Source organism: Roseovarius sp. THAF8 (assembly GCF_009363735.1).
Classification (GTDB): Bacteria; Pseudomonadota; Alphaproteobacteria; order Rhodobacterales; family Rhodobacteraceae; genus Roseovarius.
The window spans coordinates 1,417,378-1,439,492 of sequence record NZ_CP045410.1; the positions used below are offsets into that span (position 1 = coordinate 1,417,378).

The 22,115-nt window shown below is 66.3% G+C and carries 24 protein-coding genes; 3 read left to right on the plus strand and 21 right to left on the minus strand.

Annotated elements, in window-relative coordinates; translation table 11 throughout:
* Window positions 1–66: 66 nt before the first annotated feature.
* Window positions 67–1,743, minus strand: coding sequence for a formate--tetrahydrofolate ligase (locus tag FIU85_RS06870; protein WP_152496346.1), 1,677 nt, complete (start codon window positions 1,741–1,743; stop codon window positions 67–69).
* A gap of 146 nt (window positions 1,744–1,889) precedes the next feature.
* Entirely contained in the window at window positions 1,890–2,498 is a 609-nt protein-coding gene (locus FIU85_RS06875) for an MOSC domain-containing protein (RefSeq protein ID WP_152496347.1), read from the minus strand.
* Window positions 2,499–2,659: 161 nt separating this feature from the next.
* Here FIU85_RS06875 and FIU85_RS06880 point away from each other — a divergent pair, with 161 nt between their 5' ends.
* Entirely contained in the window at window positions 2,660–3,580 is a 921-nt protein-coding gene (locus FIU85_RS06880) for a hypothetical protein (RefSeq protein WP_152496348.1), read from the plus strand.
* A gap of 69 nt (window positions 3,581–3,649) precedes the next feature.
* On the opposite strand, the gene FIU85_RS06885 is transcribed toward FIU85_RS06880, so the two are convergent.
* The 16 genes from FIU85_RS06885 to ruvC form a co-directional block, all read right to left on the minus strand.
* Window positions 3,650–4,330 carry a methyltransferase domain-containing protein gene (locus FIU85_RS06885; RefSeq protein WP_254701856.1) on the minus strand — a complete coding sequence of 227 codons (681 nt, stop codon included), beginning with the start codon at window positions 4,328–4,330 and terminating at the stop codon, window positions 3,650–3,652.
* A 104-nt stretch (window positions 4,331–4,434) separates the two neighbouring features.
* Window positions 4,435–6,354, minus strand: a complete 1,920-nt coding sequence (gene ftsH / locus FIU85_RS06890) for an ATP-dependent zinc metalloprotease FtsH (protein ID WP_152496349.1) — start codon at window positions 6,352–6,354, stop codon at window positions 4,435–4,437.
* 78 nt (window positions 6,355–6,432) lie between these two features.
* Window positions 6,433–7,686, minus strand: coding sequence for a tRNA lysidine(34) synthetase TilS (gene tilS, locus FIU85_RS06895; protein ID WP_254703019.1), 1,254 nt, complete (start codon window positions 7,684–7,686; stop codon window positions 6,433–6,435).
* A complete protein-coding gene (gene ybgF, locus FIU85_RS06900) occupies window positions 7,683–8,588 on the minus strand; it encodes a tol-pal system protein YbgF (protein WP_152496350.1) in 906 nt (301 codons plus the stop codon). Before ybgF ends, tilS begins: the two co-directional genes overlap by 4 nt.
* A 22-nt stretch (window positions 8,589–8,610) precedes the next feature.
* Entirely contained in the window at window positions 8,611–9,129 is a 519-nt protein-coding gene (pal, locus tag FIU85_RS06905) for a peptidoglycan-associated lipoprotein Pal (RefSeq protein ID WP_152496351.1), read from the minus strand.
* A gap of 83 nt (window positions 9,130–9,212) precedes the next feature.
* Complete coding sequence (gene tolB / locus FIU85_RS06910) at window positions 9,213–10,541, minus strand: Tol-Pal system beta propeller repeat protein TolB (protein ID WP_152491432.1); 1,329 nt, start codon at window positions 10,539–10,541, stop codon at window positions 9,213–9,215.
* 1 nt (window position 10,542) lies between these two features.
* The gene (locus FIU85_RS06915) at window positions 10,543–10,986 is read right to left on the minus strand and encodes a cell envelope integrity protein TolA (protein WP_152496352.1); all 444 of its coding nucleotides are present in this window, start codon (window positions 10,984–10,986) and stop codon (window positions 10,543–10,545) included.
* On the minus strand, window positions 10,983–12,152 hold the full coding sequence (locus tag FIU85_RS06920; protein ID WP_368372981.1) for an energy transducer TonB: 1,170 nt from the start codon (window positions 12,150–12,152) through the stop codon (window positions 10,983–10,985). The genes FIU85_RS06915 and FIU85_RS06920 overlap by 4 nt, the downstream gene beginning before the upstream one ends.
* A 1-nt stretch (window position 12,153) precedes the next feature.
* Complete coding sequence (gene tolR / locus FIU85_RS06925; protein WP_057791869.1) at window positions 12,154–12,627, minus strand: protein TolR; 474 nt, start codon at window positions 12,625–12,627, stop codon at window positions 12,154–12,156.
* A 1-nt stretch (window position 12,628) separates the two neighbouring features.
* Window positions 12,629–13,324, minus strand: coding sequence for a protein TolQ (gene tolQ / locus FIU85_RS06930; protein ID WP_057791871.1), 696 nt, complete (start codon window positions 13,322–13,324; stop codon window positions 12,629–12,631).
* Window positions 13,325–13,439: 115 nt separating this feature from the next.
* Window positions 13,440–13,829, minus strand: coding sequence for a tol-pal system-associated acyl-CoA thioesterase (gene ybgC / locus FIU85_RS06935; RefSeq protein ID WP_152496353.1), 390 nt, complete (start codon window positions 13,827–13,829; stop codon window positions 13,440–13,442).
* Window positions 13,830–13,946: 117 nt separating this feature from the next.
* Window positions 13,947–14,483: an RNA 2',3'-cyclic phosphodiesterase gene (thpR, locus tag FIU85_RS06940; RefSeq protein WP_152491429.1), complete on the minus strand. Its 537-nt coding sequence runs from the start codon at window positions 14,481–14,483 to the stop codon at window positions 13,947–13,949.
* 3 nt (window positions 14,484–14,486) lie between these two features.
* The gene (locus tag FIU85_RS06945; RefSeq protein WP_152498199.1) at window positions 14,487–15,110 is read right to left on the minus strand and encodes a hypothetical protein; all 624 of its coding nucleotides are present in this window, start codon (window positions 15,108–15,110) and stop codon (window positions 14,487–14,489) included.
* A 107-nt stretch (window positions 15,111–15,217) separates the two neighbouring features.
* The gene (gene ruvB / locus FIU85_RS06950) at window positions 15,218–16,246 is read right to left on the minus strand and encodes a Holliday junction branch migration DNA helicase RuvB (RefSeq protein WP_152496354.1); all 1,029 of its coding nucleotides are present in this window, start codon (window positions 16,244–16,246) and stop codon (window positions 15,218–15,220) included.
* 58 nt (window positions 16,247–16,304) lie between these two features.
* On the minus strand, window positions 16,305–16,973 hold the full coding sequence (gene ruvA, locus FIU85_RS06955) for a Holliday junction branch migration protein RuvA (protein ID WP_152496355.1): 669 nt from the start codon (window positions 16,971–16,973) through the stop codon (window positions 16,305–16,307).
* Window positions 16,970–17,464, minus strand: a complete 495-nt coding sequence (gene ruvC / locus FIU85_RS06960; protein WP_152498200.1) for a crossover junction endodeoxyribonuclease RuvC — start codon at window positions 17,462–17,464, stop codon at window positions 16,970–16,972. The genes ruvA and ruvC overlap by 4 nt, the downstream gene beginning before the upstream one ends.
* A 305-nt stretch (window positions 17,465–17,769) precedes the next feature.
* On the opposite strand from ruvC, the gene FIU85_RS06965 reads away from it, so the two are divergent.
* Window positions 17,770–17,961, plus strand: coding sequence for a DUF1127 domain-containing protein (locus FIU85_RS06965; protein WP_152491425.1), 192 nt, complete (start codon window positions 17,770–17,772; stop codon window positions 17,959–17,961).
* 134 nt (window positions 17,962–18,095) lie between these two features.
* Here the strand turns inward: FIU85_RS06965 and FIU85_RS06970 are convergent, their stop codons facing one another.
* The 3 genes from FIU85_RS06970 to FIU85_RS06980 all read right to left on the minus strand — a co-directional run bounded on the left by FIU85_RS06970 (window position 18,096) and on the right by FIU85_RS06980 (window position 20,687).
* Window positions 18,096–18,449, minus strand: coding sequence for a hypothetical protein (locus tag FIU85_RS06970; protein ID WP_152496356.1), 354 nt, complete (start codon window positions 18,447–18,449; stop codon window positions 18,096–18,098).
* A gap of 107 nt (window positions 18,450–18,556) precedes the next feature.
* Window positions 18,557–19,432, minus strand: a complete 876-nt coding sequence (locus FIU85_RS06975; RefSeq protein WP_152496357.1) for a 50S ribosomal protein L11 methyltransferase — start codon at window positions 19,430–19,432, stop codon at window positions 18,557–18,559.
* Window positions 19,433–19,454: 22 nt separating this feature from the next.
* Window positions 19,455–20,687 carry an MFS transporter gene (locus FIU85_RS06980; RefSeq protein WP_152496358.1) on the minus strand — a complete coding sequence of 411 codons (1,233 nt, stop codon included), beginning with the start codon at window positions 20,685–20,687 and terminating at the stop codon, window positions 19,455–19,457.
* Between the two features lie 142 nt (window positions 20,688–20,829).
* Here FIU85_RS06980 and FIU85_RS06985 point away from each other — a divergent pair, with 142 nt between their 5' ends.
* On the plus strand, window positions 20,830–21,894 hold the full coding sequence (locus tag FIU85_RS06985) for a YeeE/YedE family protein (RefSeq protein ID WP_152496359.1): 1,065 nt from the start codon (window positions 20,830–20,832) through the stop codon (window positions 21,892–21,894).
* Window positions 21,895–22,115: the final 221 nt, after the last annotated feature.

A 22,115-nucleotide genomic window follows, 5' to 3' on the forward strand; every position in this document is an offset into this window, starting at 1 on the left:
TTCCTCCCGGCCCGAAAATGGTCCCCCACCCTATACCTTTGGCACGGGGCGGGGGGAACCGGTCCTTTAGAACAATCCTTCGATTTCGCCCTGGTCGTTCAGGCGGATGGATTCAGATGCGGGGCGGCTGGGTAGGCCGGGCATGGTCATGATCTCGCCGCAGACCACCACGACGAAGCCCGCGCCGGCCGACAGGCGCACTTCGCGCACCGGCACCGAGTGGCCCGTGGGCGCGCCGCGCTGCGTGGGATCGGTCGAGAAGCTGTACTGCGTTTTCGCCATGCAAACCGGCAGGTTGCCATAGCCCTGCTCTTCCCAGCTCTTCAGCTGGTCGCGGATCTTCTTGTCCGCGATCACCTCGTCGGCGCGGTAGATCTTCTTGGCGATCGTCTCGATCTTCTCGAACAGGCTCATCTCGTCGGGATAGATCGGCTTGAAGTTCGCCTCGCCCTTCTCGATCGTCTCCACGACCTTCTTGGCCAGGTCCGCCGAGCCTTCAGAGCCCAGCTCCCAGTGGCGGCTCAGCACCGCCTCGGCGCCGTTTTCCGCCACGAAGTCCTTCACCGCCTGAACTTCGGCATCGGTGTCGGTCACGAAGTGGTTGATCGCCACCACCACCGGGACACCGAAAGACTTAACATTTTCGATATGCCGGCCGAGGTTCGGGCAGCCCGCCTTCACCGCGTCCACGTTCTCGGCGCCAAGGTCCGCCTTGGCCACGCCGCCGTTCATCTTCATCGCCCGCACCGTCGCCACGATCACCACCGCCGACGGCGCGATCCCGGCCTTGCGGCACTTGATGTTCATGAACTTCTCGGCGCCCAGGTCGGCGCCGAACCCGGCTTCCGTCACCACGTAATCGGCGATCTTCAGCGCCGTGGTCGTCGCGATGACCGAGTTGCAGCCATGCGCGATATTGGCGAACGGCCCGCCATGCACGAAGGCCGGGTTGTTCTCCAGCGTCTGCACCAGGTTGGGCTGCATCGCGTCCTTCAAAAGGACGGTCATCGCGCCTTCGGCCTTGATATCGCGGCAGAAAACCGGGCTGCGGTCGCGGCGATAGGCCACGATCATCGCGCCCAGCCGCTCCTCGAGGTCCTTCAGGTCACTCGCCAGGCACAGGATCGCCATCACTTCCGAGGCCACGGTGATGTCGAAGCCGTCCTCGCGGGCAAAGCCGTTGGCCACACCGCCCAAGCTGGACGTGATCTGGCGCAAGGAGCGGTCGTTCATGTCCACCACCCGGCGCCAGACGATCCGGCGGGTGTCGATCTCGGCGTCGTTGCCCCAGTAGACGTGGTTGTCGATCATCGCGCTCAAGAGCGCATGGGCCGAGGTGATCGCGTGGAAGTCGCCGGTGAAATGCAGGTTCATGTCCTCCATCGGCACCACCTGGGCATAGCCGCCGCCCGCGGCGCCGCCCTTCATCCCGAAGTTCGGGCCCAGCGAGGCCTCGCGGATGCAGATCATCGCCTTCTTGCCGATGTGGTTCAGACCGTCGCCCAGACCAACGGTGGTGGTGGTCTTGCCCTCGCCCGCCGGCGTCGGGTTGATCGCGGTCACGAGAATCAGCTTGCCGTTCTCGTTGCCCTTCACCGAATTGATGTAGTCCTGGCTCACCTTCGCCTTGTCATGCCCGTAGGGCAGCAGGTGCTCGGACGGTATCCCAAGCTTGTCGCCAATCTCCTGGATCGGCTTCTTCGACGCCGCACGCGCAATCTCGATGTCTGATTTGTGGCTCATTGTAGGTTCCCTTTGGACATAAGCGATGATGCTTCGGGGACAGCCATACAAAGTCAGTTGCGGTCACCCGGTCAGGAATCCGACATTTCCGGGGGCTGATGCGGCAGCCTGTCGCGCCCGCGTTTCACATCGGAAACAGCCGCCGCTCAGAAGGCCTTGCCGCTCAGGCATCCCTCCAGGTGCAGCCAGGGCCGCTGGTCCGGCACGTGCAGGCGCATCCGGTCGCCCAGCCGCAGCGGGCCGGGCCGCTCGACCCAGGCGGTGACGCCCCGGCGATGCGCCGCGGCGGGCTTGAAGCGCTTGCCAAGGCCCGGGTGATCCTTCTCCAGTTCCTTGGCGGGCCAGATGCAGGGACGGTTCTCCATGTCCACGATCAGCGCCGTGCCGCTCTCGGTCTGCAAGCGCGACGCGGGCGGCAGGCGGCTGAAATCGTCGATGCCTTTCAGCACAAGCGACGCGCCCAGCCACTCGGGGCGCAGCGCGTCGATCCCGATGTCCTCGGCAATCGCCGCCATTTCCTCGGCCGACACGATGGACAATTGACGCACATTGGCAATCTCGGTGCCTCTTGCGTGCTGGTCCTTTACCCGCACGCAGGCAGGGCGGGTACGTCCGCCGTGGAACTCTCCGGGCACCCCGTCCCATGTCAGCTCCACCTGGTCCAGCGCGGCCGAGCGGATGCCGCTCTTCTGGTCCGCGACGCACCCGATCCAGGTGATTTCGGCATAGTGATCGGTCGGTATCAAGGCAGGCATCGGCGCGTTCCTTCGCACGTCTCGGTCACCGCGCTCCACGGTGACTTCGGGTCTTTCCCGGGGAAAAATCGTATCATCGTCCGGGCATGTCACCTTATCGCCCAAAACAGGTCAAGGTCCCCGGTCATCTTCACCCCGAACACGCATGAGAAGAGACGTTCATGGCCTTCGCTTTCTTTCGCAAACACCCCAGGCCGCTCTCGCCCGAGGCGTGGGAGGCGGTCAAGGCGTTTCATGCCGAGATCCGGACCATCGCCCTGGTCAAGCACGGCAAGGTCCTGACCTCCGCCACGAACCGCAGGCACAACCCCGGCATCAGCGAAACCGACTGGATGGCCGTGCAGGTCTTTGAGCTTTTCGAGGACGTGCGCGACAAGGCCGGGGCGCAGGATCTCGACGCGCTTGGCCCCGAGCACCGGCATATCCTGCTGATGGCCACGCTTGCCGCCAACGGGACGCAGGATGAATTCGACAGCGCGCTCAAGGCCGACAGGCTCGGCATGGCCGCCCATATGCGCGGCCTGCGCGACGGCTGGGCGTGGGCCCGGTCGATGCCCCCGCCCCGCGCGCTGCCTGGGGAATCCCCTGCCGCGATGCTGGCACGGTTCAACCGCGGCCTGACGCTGGAAGAGGCTTACACAACTGGGCGCGAGGCCGTGATCTCGGGCCGGTTCACCGACAACGACACGCAGCTGTTCCTGCTGCCTTACGCGGTGCAAAGAGTGCGCGCGCTCGGCGCGCAGATCCCTTGCGTCTGGCGCAACGCGCCCGGCTTCCGGGACCTTCACAGGGCCGAACGCGACGCGGTGGGCCTGATGTACCGGACGCTCTGTATTTCCGACGACGTGCTGGACCTGATGGACGAGGTGCTGGACGCCCCACCCAACGGCGATGTGGTAATGGAGCGCATCAAGATGTTCCACAACGGCGCGACGCAGCTGGCCCTGGCCGACAGCGTCACGGCGGAGCTGCCCACCGGACGGCCCGGGTCCGTCCACGACATGACGCTCACCGCGTTCGACACCGGGTTTCGCCTGCTGGATGAGGCCATGGTCTTTTACGCCGCCCGAAACAGTGCGTGACGGTGAAGCGCGCGCGCCGGAATTTTGAAAAAATTCCGTCCCGTTTTCTTTTCAAGAAAACGCCCGCGCTCAGACCGACAGGGTAAAGAAAATCCTTCGGAACGGGAATAGGACCGAGCCGTCCTTGCGCACCGGGTAGGCCGCGTGCATCGCCTCTTCATAGCGTTTGATCAGCGCCGCCTTCTCGTCGTCGTCCAGCGCTTCCAGTACCGGGCGCGCATAGGTGCTCTCGGTGAAACGGCGCACCGGGTGGCTGCCCGGCTCGGCCATGAGGCGCTGGTAATACTCGGTTTCCCACATGCGGAACTGGCCCATGCCGGCCAGAAGCTCGTCGTACTTGACCGGCGCCATGACGCCGGGCGTGCCCATCTTCTCGACCCGGCCGGGGAACATCTCCTCGACCAGGCTCAGCCAGACACGGTGCGACGGCGCTTTGTTCTGATGCGGCATCTGCACCGCCAGCGTGCCGCCCTTGCTGAGCATCCGCACCAGTTTCGGCAGCAACTGTTCGTGATGCCCCACCCAGTGCAGCGCGGCGTTGGAAAAAATCAGCCCCGGCACGCGCGCGGGCGTCCAGTCGGAAATATCGGCCTGGCTGAAACTGTCATACGCCTTGCAGCCGCGGGCCTTTTCCAGCATCGCCGGGCTGGCATCCACGCCGATCACCTTGCGGTTTCCGGCCCGCGCCCGAAGCGCCTCGCCCAGCGCGCCGTTGCCGCAGCCGAGGTCATAGATGTCGCCCGCGCCCATGCTGCTGATCGTGTTCACCAGATCAAGGCCCGGACGCAGCCGAAGGTCGTGAAACCGGGCGTAGGCGCCCGGGTTCCAGTCGGTCTTCACGTGTGTCGTCGTCGTCACGCTGTCGGTTCCGGCTCCAATCCGCCCTCGGGCGGCGTCGACTTGGGCTTGGTCTTCGGGATCGCGGTCAGGGACGGCTTGTCGTCCTTCTGCGGCGTGCCGCCCTGGTCGTTATCGGCCTCGGGCGGATCGCCGTTGATCACGCGCTCGATCTCCTCGCCGGTCAGGGTCTCGTATTCCAGCAGGCCCTGCGCCAGCCGCTCCCATTCGTCCTGCTTTTCGGTCAGGATGTCATAGGCGCGCTGGTAGGCTTCGTCGATCAGGCGCTTCACCTCGTCCTCGATCAGTTCCTTGGTATGGGCCGAGATCGAGAAGCCACCGGCGCTATTGCCCATGTAGCCTTCGTGTGCCTGTTCGTAATCGACATTGCCCACCTTGTCGGACATGCCCCAGCGCAGCACCATGGCGCGCGCCAGCGACGACGCCTGCTGGATGTCGCCCGCCGGGCCGTTCGACACCGCGTCGGGGCCGTACTTGATGATCTCGGCGGCCTTGCCGGCCATCGTCATGGCAAGCTTTTCCTCGCATTCCGACTTGTGCCAGTTCAGCCGGTCGATCTCGGGCAGGCTGACGACCATGCCCAAGGCACCGCCGCGCGGGATGATCGTGGCCTTGTAGACCGGATCGCATTGCGGCAAGGCCAGCCCGACGATGGCGTGACCGGCCTCGTGATAGGCGGTCTTTTCCTTCTGCTCGGGCGTCAGGACCATGGATCGCCGCTCGGCGCCCATCATCACCTTGTCCTTGGCCTGCTCGAAGTCGACCATCGACACGAACCGCCGGCCCACGCGGGCGGCCATCAGCGCCGCCTCATTCACGAGGTTGGCCAGATCCGCACCCGAGAACCCGGGCGTGCCGCGCGCGATGATGCGCAGGTCCACGTCGGGGCCCAGCGGGGTCTTGCGGGCATGAACGCCCAGGATCTTCTCGCGGCCCTTGATGTCGGGGTTGGGTACGGTCACCTGGCGGTCGAACCGGCCCGGACGCAACAGCGCGGGGTCCAGCACGTCCTTGCGGTTGGTCGCCGCAACGATGATCACGCCCTCGTTGGCCTCGAACCCGTCCATCTCGACCAGAAGCTGGTTGAGGGTCTGTTCGCGCTCGTCATTGCCGCCGCCATAGCCGGCACCACGGTGGCGGCCCACGGCGTCGATTTCGTCGATGAAGACGATGCAGGGCGCGTTCTTCTTGGCCTGTTCGAACATGTCGCGCACGCGGGACGCGCCGACACCCACGAACATCTCGACGAAGTCCGAACCCGAAATGGTGAAGAACGGCACGCCGGCCTCGCCCGCAATCGCGCGGGCCAATAGGGTCTTACCGGTGCCCGGAGGGCCCACCAGCAGCGCGCCCTTGGGGATCTTGCCGCCAAGCCGCGAAAACTTCTGCGGGTTGCGCAGGAACTCGACGATCTCTTCAAGCTCTTCCTTGGCCTCATCAATGCCAGCCACGTCGTCAAACGTCACGCGGCCATGCTTTTCGGTCAGCATCTTGGCCTTCGACTTGCCAAAGCCCATCGCGCCGCCCTTGCCGCCGCCCTGCATGCGGTTCATGAAATAGATCCACACACCGATCAGCAGCACGAAGGGCAGAAGCGAGATCAGGAAGGTCTGGAACCCGGATTGCTCCTGCGATTCCGCCTTGATCGGGATATCCTGCTCCAACAGGAGGGACGTCACCTCGGCATCCTCGGGCTTGATGGTCGAGTAATTGTTGCCGTCCTCGCCCCGGAATCGCACGTTCTCGCCGTCCAGCGTCACCTCGGACACTTCGCCGTCCTCGACCGCCTCGACGAACTCGGAATAGGGGATGGCCTTGCTCTGCAGGGTGTTGCCGGATCCGTTGAACAGGCTGAACAGCGCCATGATCAACAGGAACAGGACCAACCAGAAGGCGAAGTTTCTCGCGTTGCCCAAGGGCTTTCTCCTCACGTCTTTAGGGGTCTGACCTACCACAGGACCCGAGTGTTATAAATAGAGATCGTTACGTGTTGTTCAATGCGCAAGAATGCCGGCAAAGAACATGTCTTCATCCCGCAAGAGCGTGGCGGACCAGCCTTCTGCGACCCCCGCCAGCGGTGCCGCGACCAAATGCCCGCCCCGCCAGACCGCCGGGCTGGCCATAAGCGACGCCCGCGGCAAGCCGGGCCGCACCCGATCCTCGCACTGCGCCAGCCCCGCCTCGCCCAGCGCGGCCACCTCGGCCCCGTCGGGCCACGGCCCGTCCAGCCGCCAGCGTCCGTCCCACGCCGCGCCGGGCGCCGCGCGCAGCTGCGCCACCGCCTGCGGCTCGCGGGTGAAGCGCAGGTGATCGGCACCCACGCTCATCATCACGCCGTGCAGCGTCATGCCGTTGCCGCCGCGGATCGCCTCCAGCATCAGGTCCACGGCCTTGCCGCGCGGGCCGTATTCCGCGCCGCTGATCCAGCGCAGGATCTCCTGCACCATGCGGCGGCAGATGTCCCGCGGCAGGGTGCGAAACCCCTTGCGCTCGATCACGACGTCGCCCCGGTCGAACGTGACATACCTGCGCGCCTCCACGAACACGTACCAGTACAGCGCCTGGCGCACCTCGGACATGTGGCGCGCCACGGTGCCCAGACCGCGCGCGGTTATCCCCAGTCCCTCCAACACGCCCAGCGCCTTGCGCACCCGCGCCCGCTCGAACGCGTCATCGGTATTCGTCGGGTCGTCGATCCAGTCCAGCCCCTCTGCCGTGACCAATGTCCGCAACTCGGCCCGGGACACCTGCAGCAGCGGCCGGCGAAACTCGACCGCGCCCTGCCGCCAGCCCGGCGTCATCGTGGCCAGCCCGTCGACGCCGGCCTCGCGCGACAGGCGCATGACAAAGGTCTCGGCCACGTCGTTCAGGGTATGGCCCAGCACCACGTCGGTGATGCCCTCGGCCTCGGCCCAGTCGGCGATCAGCCCGTAGCGGGCGCGCCGCGCGGCGTCGGACAGGTTGCCCGCCCCGCCCCAGCCGCGCCATTCCAGGGTCCGGTGCGCCACGCCAAGCCGCGCGCACAAGGCGGCGACCCCCGCCGCCTCGTCAGCCGAGCCGTCGCGCAGGCCATGATCCACCGTCACCGCATGGAGCTCCGGCCCGCCCTGCGCGGCCCAGTGCCGCGCCAGCACCAGAAGCGCCAGAGAATCGCTGCCCCCGGACACGGCAATGCCCAGCCGATGGGGCCGGGCATTGCCGAATGTCGCCACGAACTGATCCAGAATATGCGCGTTGGGTCGGTTCACGAACACCCAAGGTTCTGCATCGCCTGCGTCGCCTGTCCGACCGCAGGCGACTGCGGAAAGCGCTGCGCCACCTCCCCCAATGTCAGGCAGGCCTCGTTGGTCTGCCCAAGCTGGCCCAGCGACCGGCCCAGCAGGAAAAGCGCCTGCGGCGCCTGCGGGCCATCGGGCGCGGTGCTGAACGTATCCAGATAGGCGCGCGCCGCTCCGGTCATGTCATTGGCCTTCTCCAGCGCCTCGCCCCGCTTCAGCCCGGCCTGCGCTTCCATCGGGCTGCCGGGATAGTTGGTGGTGAAACGCTCGAACTGCGTGGCCGCGGCGGTGTATTCACCGGACTCGAAGGCCGCCATGGCGGCGTCGAAATCGGCCTGCTCCGCGGCAGCCATCTGCACGCCGGTATCGGTGCCCGTGGTGCTGCCGGTGGTGCTGCCCGTGGAGCCTTCGGTGGTCGCGCCGCCGGTCGTGCCGGTGGCCGGGGCGGTGCCCGTGCCGCCCGCGTTGCCGCCCGTCGACGGTTCCACCCCGCCCAGCGTGTCGCCGGGCTCGATGCTGCCGATATCACAGGAGGGCTCCAGCTCGCAGATCCGGAACTCCAGGTCGCCCACCCGGTTGGTGCCGTCGGTCACCACGCTGTCGATGCGGAACTCCAGCTCTTCCGTCTTCGACGTCAACCGCTGCAACTCGGATTCGATCGTGTTCACCCGGTCCAGCACGCTGCCGCCCACCGTCGCGGTGCCCGCGGCCCCGGTGGTGTTCAACTCGCGCTTCAGCTTCTGCAACTCGACATAGAGCACCGACAGCTCCTGCCGGATATCCGCCAGGGTTTCGGTATTGGCCTGCGCCGAGGCCGAAACCGGCCCCATCCCGAACGCGGCCACCACAAGGCCCAGTATCACACGACGCATGTTCACCCCGCCTTTCGTCCTATCAGCTTGTCGGCACGGCCGAGATCACCGTCACGGCGCGGCGGTTCTTGGCATAGCACGATTCCTCGCTGCAAATCTCCAGCGGGCGTTCCTTGCCATAGCTGATGACCTTCAGCCGCGCCGGGCTGACGCCCCTCGAGATCAGGTATTCCTGCACCGCATTGGCGCGCCGCGCGCCCAGCGCGATGTTGTATTGCCGCGTGCCCTGCTCGTCGGCATGGCCTTCGATGATGGCGTTGTATTCCACGTTGGTGGCCAGCCATTGCGCCTGCCCGTCCAGCGTCGCCGTCGCCGTGGGCGACAGGGTCGACTGGTCCACCGCGAACAGCACCCGGTCGCCGATCGTCTGCTGGAAGTAAAGCGGCGATTGCGGATCCTGCGCGGTTCCGGCCACAGCGCCGGCTCCGGCGCCGCCGGCGCCCGTGCCGTCGGCATATTGGTCGCCGAACCGGTCGGGGTTGCTGCACGCGCTTACCGCCAGTCCCGCCACCACGATCAATGCCTTGCTCAGATGTCTCATTTCAGTGCCCCACTCGATGTCTTGTTGCTCTTGCAATGGTTAATATCATAGGCCCGCGGCGGATGCATGTCCCTTTTGCGGCCTCAGTTCTGCAACGGCCCCCAGGACGGATCCGAGGCGCCGGTGTCGGTGCGCACCTGCTTGAGGTTGCGCCCGGTGATGTCCACCGACCACAGGCTCGACGTGCCCTGCGCGCCTTGGGTTTCGCGAGCAAACATGATCACCCGGCCATTGGGCGCCCATGTCGGCCCCTCGTCCAGGAAGGACGCGGTCAGCAGGCGTTCCTCGCTGCCGTCGGTGCGCATCACGCCGATATGGAACCGGCCTTTGGATTGCTTGGTAAAGGCGATCAGGTCGCCGCGCGGCGACCACACCGGCGTGCCATAGCGGCCCTGCCCGAAGCTGATCCGCGTCGCCTCGCCGCCACCCGCAGGCATCACGTAGAGCTGCGGCGTGCCCGAGCGGTCGGATTCGAACACGATCTTGCTGCCGTCGGGGCTGAAGCTGGGCGCGGTTTCGATCGACGGCGTGGTGGTCAGGCGCGAGGTCTGCCCGCTGCCGATGTTCAGCTGATAAAGGTCGGTATTGCCGCCCGTGGTCAGGCTGTAGACGATGGTCTGCCCGTTGGGCGCAAAGCGCGGCGCGAAGCTCATTTCGCCATCGGCGGCGTTCAGCACGTTGCGCCCCGCCGTCGCCACGTCCAGCACGTAAATCTTGGGAAAGCCGCTTTCATAGCTGGTGTACAGCACCCGGTCCCCGCCCGGCGAAAACCGTGGCGCCAGCACGATCGACGCGCTGTCGGTCAGGTAGGTCACATTGGCGCCGTCGTAATCCATGATCGCCAGCCGCTTCTGCCGCGCATCCTTTGGCCCGGTTTCGGAGACGAACACGACGCGGCTGTCGAAATACGGGTCCTCGCCGGTCAGCTGCGCGTAAACCTGGTCCGAGACCTTGTGCGCGATGCGCCGCCAGCCATCGGTGGTGCCCACGAATTGCAGGCCATCGCCCATCTGCTGCCCCGCGAACACATCATAAAGCCGGAACTTCACGACGACCTTGCCGCTGTCGTCCACGCTGACGCCGCCCACGATCAGCGCCTGCGCGTTGATCGCCTTCCAGTCGGCGAATTGAACCGGGCTGGAAAACGCCGTGACTCGCGCGATATGCGCGTCCTGCGGAATCTCGCGAAACAGGCCCGTGCCGGTCAGGTCGGCGGCGATGACCCGCGTGATATTGGCGGCCATCTCCTGCGCCTGTGCGCTCTCGGCCACGAAATTCGGCACGGCAAAGGGCAAGGGCTCGATCACACCCTCGGTGATCTCGATCCTCAGCGGTCCGCTGCGCTCGTCCTGCGCCATCACCGGCGCCGCAAGGCCTGCAAGGATCGCCACAAGGGCCAGAATTACTCTCATATCACTGCTCCCCTTCGACCACCGGGTCGAATGTCATCTCGATGTTGCGCCACACATCATATTGATCCGCTGGCAAGTCAAATCCCGTCCGACTGCATCTCAGAATGGCACGCCGTGCCGTCATGAAAGAGCCCGTGTCGGCCATCTCACGGGGAATTGAGCGCAGGCTGTCGTCCACCACCGTGCCGTCCCGGTTCATCTCGAACGCTACGGTGACAACAGCGCCGCCCTTGGGCTGGTTCCAGCAGGCCTGCACTTGCTGTCGCAGATCGCCGATCCAGGCACGACTATCACGGGCCGCCGCCTCGGCCTGGGCAACTTCCGGGACCGGGGCCACCTCGCCCGGCAGTTTTGGCCGCACCGAACCGTCCTCTGCAGCCCATGCCGACAGCGGGGCCGCAAGCCCCGCCAGCATGATGACAGCTGTGATCGCCCCGTGTCTCATCTGATCCGCATGTTCTCCGGGTTGAATGTCATTTCGATGTCACGCCACGTGGCGAATTTCTCGACAGGCAGATCGTACCCGCTCGCTCCACACCGAATGATCGCCCGCCGCGCCGCCTCGAACGCTTGCTGCGCAGAGGAGTTGCTGCCACCCTCGCTACCGATCATGCGGATCGAGTTGGTGATCGGACGGCCATCCTCCGACATCGACACCGCCACCGTCACCGTGGTGGCCAGCGCCTCGGAACTCAGCGAGCCGACGTTCCAGCACTGCTGCACCGCCACGCGCAACCCGTCCTTTTCGCCTGCCGTCAGCGGCGGGCCTTGCGGCGTGCCCTGCGGTTCAGGGTCGCTGCCCAGCGCCTCGGCCAACGCGTCGTTCACCGCCGAACTGTCGGGGCTGGTGGCCTCTTGCGTCTCGGGCTCCGCCGCCGGTTCCGGGTCGGCCTGCTGCGCCGGTTCGTCGCGCGGCTCGGGATCCGGGTCCGGCTGGGCCGCCGGGGTCGGCTGCTCGGGCCGCGTGCGCGGGCGCACCGAGCGTGTCGGCGCGGCGGATGCCACCTCCTCGGCTTCGGTCACGATCTCGGTCGTGGCCTCCTGCCGCGCGGTTTCCTCCTGCTCCGGCTCGGGCTCCTCGGCCTGCTCGGCAGGCTCGGGCGCCTGCTGGTCGACGTCGGCGATTTCGACATCCGGTTCCGGTTGCTCCACCGCCTCCGGCGCCACGCGTGGCGCGGGCCGGGGCTGCGGGCGTTCGGACTGCTGCGGCGCCAGAACGGCGGTATCCTCCTGCGGCGGCGTCGGCTCCTGCGGAGCGTCGGCGATCTCGGCCTCGGGCACGGGGGTCGGCTCGGGCTCGACGGCCTCGGGCACCGGGTCCGGCTCGGCGGTTTCCGTCACCTCGGGCTGGTCCTGCTCGGGCGCGGCGTCGGCCTCGGACGACAGCTCGGGGGCCTGTCCCTCCTCGGGCGGCTCGGGCGTATCGACATTGGCCACCGCATCCGGCGACGGCTCGGCGACCATCGCCGCGTATTCCTCTTCCGAGATGGCCGTCACCTCGGTGATCTCGAACGGCAACGGCTCGGACTGGAACGCCCCGCCGAAAATGGCAACGACGATCAGGCCCGTATGAGCCACACCGGAAATGATCTGCCCGGTGTCCAGCCGCATCTCAGCCGCCCTGCTCGTCAAGCGTCGGCCCGCCGGTATCGGTCACCAGCCCGATATTGGCGAACCCGCCGCGATTGAGCGCGCCCATCACCTGCATCACGTCCGAATAGGGCACCGCCCCGTCCGCGCGCAGGAACACCCGCGTGCTGTCGCGTTCCGTGGCGATGGCGCGCAGCCGGTTCACCAACTCGCCGCGCTGCACCTCGGTGGTCTGGATCATGACGACCCCCTCGGCGGTCAGAGTCACGGTCAGCGGCTCTTCTTCCTCGCCCGGCAGGGCATTGGCCGCGGTCTCGGGAAGCTGCACCGGCACGCCCACGGTCATCAGGGGCGCCGCCACCATGAAGATGATCAGCAGCACCAGCATCACGTCCACGAAGGGCGTGACGTTGATTTCCGCCATCGGACGGCTGCGCCCGCGACCTCTGCGCCTGCGGCCCGTGTCACCTGATTTTTGGACGACGCCAGCACCCATGTCAGCTGTCCAATTGCCGGCTCAGGATGGTCGCGAACTCGTCGGCAAACGCCTCGTAGCTGGCCACGATCCGGTCCGCATCCGCGCTCAGCTTGTTGTAGAACACCACCGCCGGGATGGCCGCCAGCAGGCCCAGGCCCGTGGCCAGAAGCGCCTCGGCGATCCCCGGCGCGACGACGGCCAGGTTGGTGTTCTGCTGTTCGGCGATCTCGATGAAGGCATTCATGATGCCCCAGACCGTGCCGAACAGGCCCACGAAGGGCGACACCGACCCGATCGAGGCCAAAATAGTCAGCCCGCTCTGCAGCTTCTCGCTTTCCTTCACGATCGCCACGTCCATGCTGCGGTCGATCCGTGCCGTGGCGCCCGCGATCAGTGCGCCGTCGGTGCGATGCGACCTGCGCCACTCGCTCATCCCCGCGGCAAAGACCCGCTCGGACTGCCCCGCCGGATCGGGCCCGATCTCGTCGAAAAGCTCATCCAGCGGCTCGCCCGACCAGAAGCGGCGGTCGAACGCCTCGGCCTCGGCGCGGGCCTTGCGATAGGTGATCGTCTTCTGGATGATGATCGACCACGCCCAGAAGGACGCCACGATCAGCATCAGCATCACCAGTTTCACGATCAGCGTTGCGCGTGCGAATAGCGCCCACAGCGAGAAATCCATCTCCTGTGCCATTGCCAGGGTTTCTGCTTCCATCTGCCTGCTCTTTGCTTTGCCGGGCCTTGTTGACTGGCCGTATTGAGCGCGAAACTAGACGATTTCCAAGGGGAAAGCCAACATCAACCGTATCCGCGCGGTCAATTGCGGGTGATCAGTGCAGCATCAGGCGGATATTCGCCGGTAGACGCGCCGGATGGCCGGTGTCGTTGATGCAGACGATGGTCACCTGTGCCGAAAAGACCAGTTCCTCGCCGCGCAGAACCTTCTGCTCCATGATCAGCCGCGCGCCGGTGACGGTGACGACGCTCGTGCGCACTTCCAGTTCGTCGTCGAATTTCGCCGGGTGGTGATAGTCGGCCTCGACCCGCCGCACGGCAAAGACCACGCCATCGTCGCGCCGCATCGCGTTCTGGTCGACCCCCAGCCCCCGCACCCAGTCGCTGCGCGCCCGCTCTATGTACCTGAGGTAATTGGCATAATAGACGATCCCGGCCATGTCGGTATCTTCGTAATAAACGCGGATGGGAAAGGAATGGGCCATGCCCGCCTTCTACGGCGCGCGGGTGGCGACGGCAACGCAAAAGAGGGGCTCCGCCCCACGGCGAACCTGCGGTTCACCGTTCCCCGGGATATTTTCGGCCAGAGGAAGAGGGGGCCGCTAGAGCGGATACTCCGCCAGCACGTCATAGACCGGCCCCTCGGGCGTCAGGGTCGAGGCATAAAGGCAGAACCGCTCCACCGGGAACGGCCCCGCGCGAAATCCGCCATACGTGCCAAGGAACGCGGTCAACCGGCCCATGTCCACCGGACGCGAGCGGCCAAACCGGGCCAGCGTGACATGCGGGCGAAACCGCTCGCGCGGCAGGTCGATCCCCGCCAGCCGCGCCGCGCCGCGCACCTTGTCATGCAATTGCCGCAGCGGCTGCGCCTTCGCCACATCGGCCCAGACCAGCGCCGGCCGCCGGCCGCCCTTGGCCTCCACCCCGGTAAACTCCATGTCCCAGCGCGGCACGCGGATCTCGCCCAGCGCCGCATCCAGTTCCGCCAGCACGTCCTCCGGCTGATCGTCGAGAAAGGCCAGCGTCAGGTGCAGGTTCTCCTCGTCCACCAGCCGCCCCTGCCGCAGCGCCTCCTGCACCGGCAAGAGCGCCTCGATGGCCGCGTCCTCCAGCGGGACACCGACAAAGGCCCGCAACGGCTACATCTGCCCCAGCCGCGCACTCAGGCGCAGCGCGTGGCTGGCGTCCTGCGCCACGGCGGGCATGACCGGATCGTACCCCGCCCGGATCACCGCGCCGATATCGGGCCGCAGGATCACCTGCCCCTCGCCCGCCTGCGCCAGCACCGAGCGGTCGGTAAAGGCCGTGTCGGACCACAACAGGATCGTCTGCGCCACCTGCGCCAGCGCCAGCGTGTCGGCGGGCACCTGGGACAATTGATCGTCCATCCGCAGGAAAACAAAGCTGGCCTTGATCGCGCCGGCCTCGTCAAAGCGGAAGATCCGGTACTGGTTGGCATCCGCCGCCTTCAGCCGCGCCACCAGCGGGCTAAGGTCGGGGATCATCCGATCCATGTCCGGCACCTCCAGCAGCTCATCCCACTCCCGGAAGAAGAAAAACATAAGGTTCACGCCCAGTTCCGGGTCGGTCTCGGCCATCCGGTGGCCCGCCATCATCACCACGGCCTCGACCGCGCCCTTGACGATTTCCAGCGTCTTGTCATCCGTCCCGAACACCACCGGCACGATGGGCCGCCCCCAACGGGCAAAAAGGTAAGAGCCATCGGCGCGGGTAAACAGCGCCTCGACACCTTCGGGAGAGATCAGATCAGCCATGCCGTCTCCCTACCAAAGCCGCCGCCCCATGCAAGTCAAAGCCCCCTTCCTCTGGCGACAAATATCCTCGCCGAAGGCACGAAACTCTTCTGGCGCTACTTGCCGAACAAATCGCCCGACCCCGCCGCCCTCGGCGCCGCCATCCCCAGATGCGCCCAGGCGCGTTGCGCCAGCATCCGCCCCCGCGGCGTGCGCTGGATCAGCCCCTGCTGCAGCAGGAACGGCTCGATCACCTCTTCCAGCGCATCGCGGCTCTCGCTCAGTGCCGCGCTCAGCGTCTCGATCCCCACCGGCCCGCCCTGGTAGGCCTCGGCAATGAGCCGCAAATACCGCCGGTCGGCCCCGTCAAGGCCCAGCCCATCCACGCCCAGCCGGGTCAGCGCGCTGTCCGCCAGGCCTTGCGTAATCCGCCCGTTGCCCTCGACCACGGCGAAATCCACCACGCGCCGCAAGAGCCGTCCGGCCACCCGTGGCGTGCCACGCGCGCGCCGCGCGATCTCCCGCGCGCCCTGCGCTTCTGCCGGCACGCCCAGCTTCTGCGCGTTGCGCGTCACGATCTCGTGCAACTCGTCCTCGGTGTAGAACTGCAACCGCGTGGGGATCCCGAACCGGTCGCGCAAGGGCGTCGTCAGCAGGCCCAGCCGCGTCGTCGCCCCCACCAGCGTGAAGGGCTGCAGCTCGATCCGCACCGTCCGCGCCGCCGGGCCTTCGCCGATCACCAGGTCCAGCTCGAAATCCTCCATCGCGGGGTAAAGCACCTCTTCCACCGCCGGGTTCAGCCGGTGGATCTCGTCGATGAAGAGAACGTCATTAGCCTCGAGGTTGGTCAGGATCGCCGCCAGGTCGCCCGCCTTGGCCAGCACCGGGCCGGAGGTCATGCGAAACCCCACGCCAAGCTCGCGCGCCATGATCTGCGCCAGCGTCGTCTTGCCCAGGCCGGGGGGGCCGTGAAACAGCGTGTGATCCATCGCCTCGCCCCGCTGCCGGGCCGACTGGATGAACACCTTCAGGTTAGCGCGTGCCTCCGCCTGCCCGATAAAATCCGCCAGCGCCTGCGGTCGCAGCGCGCGGTCCACATCCTCGGGCAGCGCCTCGGGGCGCAAGGTCGGGTCAGGCTCGGTCATGCGTCAATCGTCCCACGTCCACGCGGCAGGCCGCAAGGCCCGATCATCCGCCCGCGCTTCATCCCTTCGGCGCCAGCAGCTTCAGCGCGGCGCGGATGAGGTCCGCCGTCGCCGCGTCGGGCATCTCGCCCGCCGCCTGCGCCACCGCGCCCGCCGCCTCGCCGGGGCCGTAGCCGAGGTTGGTCAGCGCCGAAAGTGCCTCGGCCTGTGCCGCGCCACTCGGGGCCTTCGGGGGCGGCGCCTTCGCCACCGGTGTCTCGATCACCTCTTCGTCGGCGGGCCCCTCCGGCGCAGGCATCGGCGCGCTCGCGCCCATCGCCATCACCTCCGGCGCCTTGTCCTTCAGCTCGATCACCACGCGCTGCGCTGTCTTGGGGCCGATCCCCTTGGCCGCCTTCACCGCGTTCACGTCACCCAGCGCAATCGCGCGGCCCACACCGTCGGGCCCCAGCGTCCCCAGGATCGCCAGCGACGCCTTCGCCCCGATCCCCTGCACGCTCATCAGCAGGCGGTGCCATTCCTTCTCGACCAGCGAGGTGAAGCCATAGAGCTGCAACAGGTCCTCGCGCACCAGCAGATCGGTATAAAGCGCCACATGCTCGCCCGCCCCCGGCAGCGCCGCCAACGTCCGGTCCGAGCAATAGACAAGGTAACCAACGCCCTTCACGTCGATCAGCACGTGATCGGCGGCGCGATAGTCGATGCGTCCCGCGATCCGCCCGATCATGCGCGCACCTTCTCTTTCAGCGCTCGCGCGCCCCCGTGATGCGCATGGCAGATGGCAATCGCCAGCGCGTCGGCGGCATCCGCCCCGGCCAGTTCGACCCCCGGCAGTTGCACGCGCACCATATGCGCCACCTGCTCCTTGCCGGCATGGCCCACGCCCACCACCGTCTTCTTCACCGTGTTGGGGGCATATTCGCCCACATCCAGCCCGAACTGCGCCGGCACCAGCAGGGCAATGCCCCGCGCCTGGCCCAGCTTCAGCGTGCCGGCCCCGTCCTTGTTGACGAAGGTCTGCTCCACCGCCGCCGCGCCGGGCGCGTATTTTCCAAAGATATCTGTAAGTTGGCCGTGCAACGACAACAGCCGCTCGGCCAGCGTGCCCCCGTCCCCGTGGCACACCCCGTTCGCCACATGGCTCAAGCGGCTGCCCTCCATGTCGATCACGCCCCACCCGAGGTTGCGTAGGCCCGGATCGATCCCGATGACCCGCATCTGCACTGCCCGCCCTTGATTGTTTTCCAAGCCACTAGCACGAAAGGGGAACATACGCCAAGCCCTTCCACGCCCCCGGGCGATCGGGCCAGTCCTGCGCGGTATGCATGTCACAGCCTTTCCGGGATCATGCGCACAATATGTGACCATCAAAAATACAGCATTAACATGACGTTAAAGTAAATTCACCCATGCAGCGCCTGCATAGTGACTATGCGGAAAATGCGTGTTGTCCAAATCAGCGCAACCCCCTACCTGCAGCTTCAGAAGAACAAACGTACCGACTTATACGAAGGACCATGACAATGGCTGCAATCGACAACACCCGCAGCGTGCACCACGGCGCCCATTTCGGCTCCATCTTCGCGCGCATTCTCGCCACCGTTTCCGCCTGGAACGACGCCCGCGTCACCCGCAACGCGCTCAGCCGCCTGAGCGACCGCGAACTGGACGATATCGGCCTGTCGCGCGGCGACATCGAACGCGCGATCCGCTAATTGCGGATTCCGCCCGCCCGGCGTCCTCTCCCTGCGCCGGACAGCAAAAAGCCCTGCACGCGGACCAACGTGCAGGGCTTTTCGTATCGAGAGAGGCGTCTTTGGAGGGCTGAGAGGCCAGACGTCGTTGATCGTTACTTCACGAAGGGGCGCAGGTATTGCGCGATGGTTGCGGAAACAGTGTCTTTCTGCATCACGAAGGCACCGGCCTGTTCCACCACCGTGCCGGATTTCAGCGCATCGACCCGCTGGTCATAGATCGTGCCGCCGAGATGCGCGAGGATCATCCCCTTGAACAGGAACACGCCCAGAACCAGGAACGCCAGACCGCGAACCGAAAACCCCTGCGCCCGGCGCTTGGGGCGGAAAACGATCAGGCCGTCGCGGGTCACCTTGGCCGAATAGCCGTTGGCAAGGCGGGTGCGGTTACGGTTGATTTTCTTCAGTCGGGCGTCGAAGCCCTGGTAGGTGTTGGTGGCGTTGGTCATGGCAGCGTCCTACTGTATCTCATCCCCGGCCCTTGATGATCAAACTAGGTTTGAAATGTGGCAAAAGTGGGGCACCTGCCTTAATATGACTGTTTTTCCAAGCCTTTTCAGACACTTTTACGGGTCATTATCGTCGTCCACTCACCAATCTGGTCCCGTGACACGACACTGTTTCCAGCCTCGGTATAGACCGCCGCAACCTCGTCGGCCTGCTCGTTTAAAATACCGGACAGAATCACCCTGCCCCGCGACTTCAGCGCATCGGTGATCCCCGGCGCCAGCGCGATCAGGGGGGCTTTGAGGATATTGGCGAACACCAGGTCGAACGGCGCGGCCCCGGCGATTCCCGGATGGTCCAGCCCTTCGGCCTCCAGGCAACGCACCCGGCCCATCAGGTCGTTGGCCGCCACGTTGACCTCTGCCACCTCGACCGCCACGGCGTCGATGTCGCTGGCCAGGATCGTCGCCTCGGGCCAGACCCGCGCCGCCGCCATGGCCAGCACCGCCGTGCCGCAGCCCAGATCCAGCACACTGTCTTGCGCGCCCTGCTCGGCGTTCAGCCGGTCCAGCGCCTTCAGGCAGCCCAGCGTCGTGCCGTGATGCCCGGTGCCGAACGCCATCGACGCCTCGATCAACAGCGGCAGCGCATCCTCGGGCACCTTGTCGGCGTCATGGCTGCCGTGGACAAAGAACCGCCCCGCCACCACCGGTGTCAGTTCCCGCTTCACCTTGGCGACCCAGTCCGTCTCGGGCAGTTCCGAGACGGTGAAATCCTTCGCCCCGTGCAGCGACGCCAGCAGCGCCAGCCCCGCCGCATCCGGTTCCGCCTCGAAATAGCCGCCTACTTCCCACAGGCCCGAGCCGTCCTCCAGCTCGAACACGCCCACGCCCGTGGGCTCGGGTGTCAGACGTTCCAGCGCCTCGCCCAGGGCTTCGGCCTCGGATTTTCCGGGCAGGGTCGTCAAAGCGGTGAATGTGGGCATAGAGCCTCCCTTGGCGATAAGATCACTCCGCCGGGGCGGGCGCCCGGGCGGTCAGGATCGTCTCATACCCCGGTTCGGGGTGACGGGGAATAAGCATCGCCAGGATAAATGACACGCCCGCCATCGCGGCGGCCATCACGAACACCGCCACAGGCGACATCAGCCACAAGTACCCCAGCGCGGCGGGCAAGAACACGGCGGCGATATGGTTGATCGTGAACGCCACCGCGGCGGTGGGCGCGATATCGCCCGGATCGGCGATCTTCTGGAAATAGGTCTTCAGCGCCAGCGCCAGCGCGAACAGCAAATGGTCCACCACGTAAAGCGTCGCCGCCAGCACCACGCCCCAGCCGAAGAAATACAAGCCGCCATAGAGCAGGAACACGATCGCCAGCCCCGCGTATTCGAACAACAGCGTCGCCCGCTCCCCGAACACATGCACCGCCCGGCCCATCAGCGGCGCGAACACCATGTTGGCCACCAGGTTGATCAGGTAGAGCGCGGTGACCTCGTGCACTTCAAAGCCGAATTTCTCGACCATCATGAAACCGGCGAAGACGATGAAGATCTGCCGCCGCGCACCGGCCATGAATTGCAGCGCGTAATAGAGCCAATAGCGCCGGCGCAGCACCATCTTCTTGATCTGCGGATTGGGCGCCTCGAATTGCGGGAACGCGACGATACAGTACAGCGCGATCAGCACCGTCGCCCCGCCCGCGATCATGTAGACGGTGTTGTAACTCAGATCCAACGTCTCCCACGTCATCACGATCAGCACGTAGGCCACCAGCGTCGTGCCAGACCCGGCGGCCAGCAGCCAGCCCAGCATCTGCGGCGCGCGCTCCTTCTTCAGCCATTGCAGCTGCAACGACTGGTTCACCGTCTCGAAATAGTGAAACCCGATCGAGCTCAGCATCGTGATCGTCAGGATCCCGCCCAGGGACGGGAACCAAGCGGTAATCGCCGTGGCCACGCCCAGCAGGATCAGCGACACCAACGCCAGCGTCTGCTCGCGCATGAAAACGATGATGGCGATCACCCCGATGGCCAGGAAACCGGGGATTTCCCGCACCGTGTGCAACCAGCCGATATCCGAGCCGTCGAACCCCGCCGCTTCGATGACGAAATTGTTGAGCAGCGCAGACCACGTCGCAAAGGCCAGCGGCATCGCCGCCGCCATCAGAAAGAGCAGCGCCACGGGCCGCTTCCAGATCGGCAGCTCGCGCGCCAGTTCAAGGGGGTATGTCCTCGCCATGCACGTGCTTTACGCCCATCTTCCGGCTTTGACCATTCCCTCCCGCGCAAGGCGGCTGTGCAAAAATACGCGGCCTGATCTGGATCAAGGCCACGCATCCGGTCCGGTGGCATGACCCGATGCGCAACGAAAGGCACGGGTCATGGACATTCTCGCCCTCGTGGAATGGATCGACGAGGCCCCGGCAGCGGCGCTCCTGGGCCTTCTGACCGGCGTGATCTTCGGCGTCGCGGCGCAGCGCTCGCGCTTCTGCCTGCGCGCGGCGGCGGTGGAATTCGCCCGTGGCCGCATGGGCGACCGCATCGCGGTCTGGTTCCTGACCTTCTCCACCGGCGTGGTCTGGGTGCAGGGCGCGCAGCTTCTGGGCCTTTTCCGTGCGTCCGATGCCCGCATGATGGCCATCCCCGGCAGCTGGTCGGGCGCGGTGATCGGCGGGCTGGTCTTCGGCGCGGGCATGGTGCTGGCGCGCGGATGTCCGGGCCGTTTGCTGGTGCTCGCGGCCACCGGCAACCTGCGGGCCATCACCGCTGGCCTGGTCTTTGCCGTCGCGGCACAAATGAGCCTGTCGGGCATGCTCTCGGGGCTGCGCACCCGACTGGCCGCGCTCTGGACCACGTCGGGCGGCCACAACATGGACCTGCTCAGCACGCTCGGCCTGCCCTCCTATGGGGGCCTCCTGATCGGCCTCGGCTTCGCCGCTCTCGCCCTCGTCGTCTCGCGCCGCAACCGCATCGGCGCCGCCCGCCTGCTCTTCGCCTCCGGCGTCGGCTTTGCCGTGGCGGTGGGCTGGGTCTCGACCTTCGCGCTCGCCTCGGTCAGCTTCGAGCCCGTCGCGGTGACAAGCGCCACGTTCAGCGGCCCCTCGGCCAATACGCTGATGTTCTTCCTGGTCTCGGACCCGGTGCTGAACTTCGATATCGGCCTGGTGCCGGGCGTCTTCCTCGGCAGCTTCCTTGCCTCGTCCTATGCCCGCGAATTCCGCTTCCAGGGATTCGAGGATGCCGCCAACATGCGCCGGATGATGACCGGCGCGGTGATGATGGGCTTCGGCGCGATGCTGGCCGGGGGGTGCTCCATCGGCAACGGCGTCACCGGCGCGTCGATCTTCGCCGGCACCGCATGGCTGGCGCTCTTCTCGATGTGGATCGGTGCCATGGTGACGGATTTCCTGGTCGATCAAAGAGGCGTGGGCGCGCGGGCCGCATGAATTTCAAGCCGCGCGGAGTCAAGGCGCAGCTTGCTGCGCCGCCGCGCGATCGCCAGACCGCCCCCCGGGCTGGCGATTGGCAGACGTCGGCGCTTCCATTTGAAGTTTTCCGGAGTTGGCGTTGATAAAGTGCGCTGAAAGGCCGGCAGGACGCCAGCCCGCGGTCTGGCGATCACCCGGCCCCAGGAACCCCGTCCCGGGCTTGACCCGGGACCTCTCGC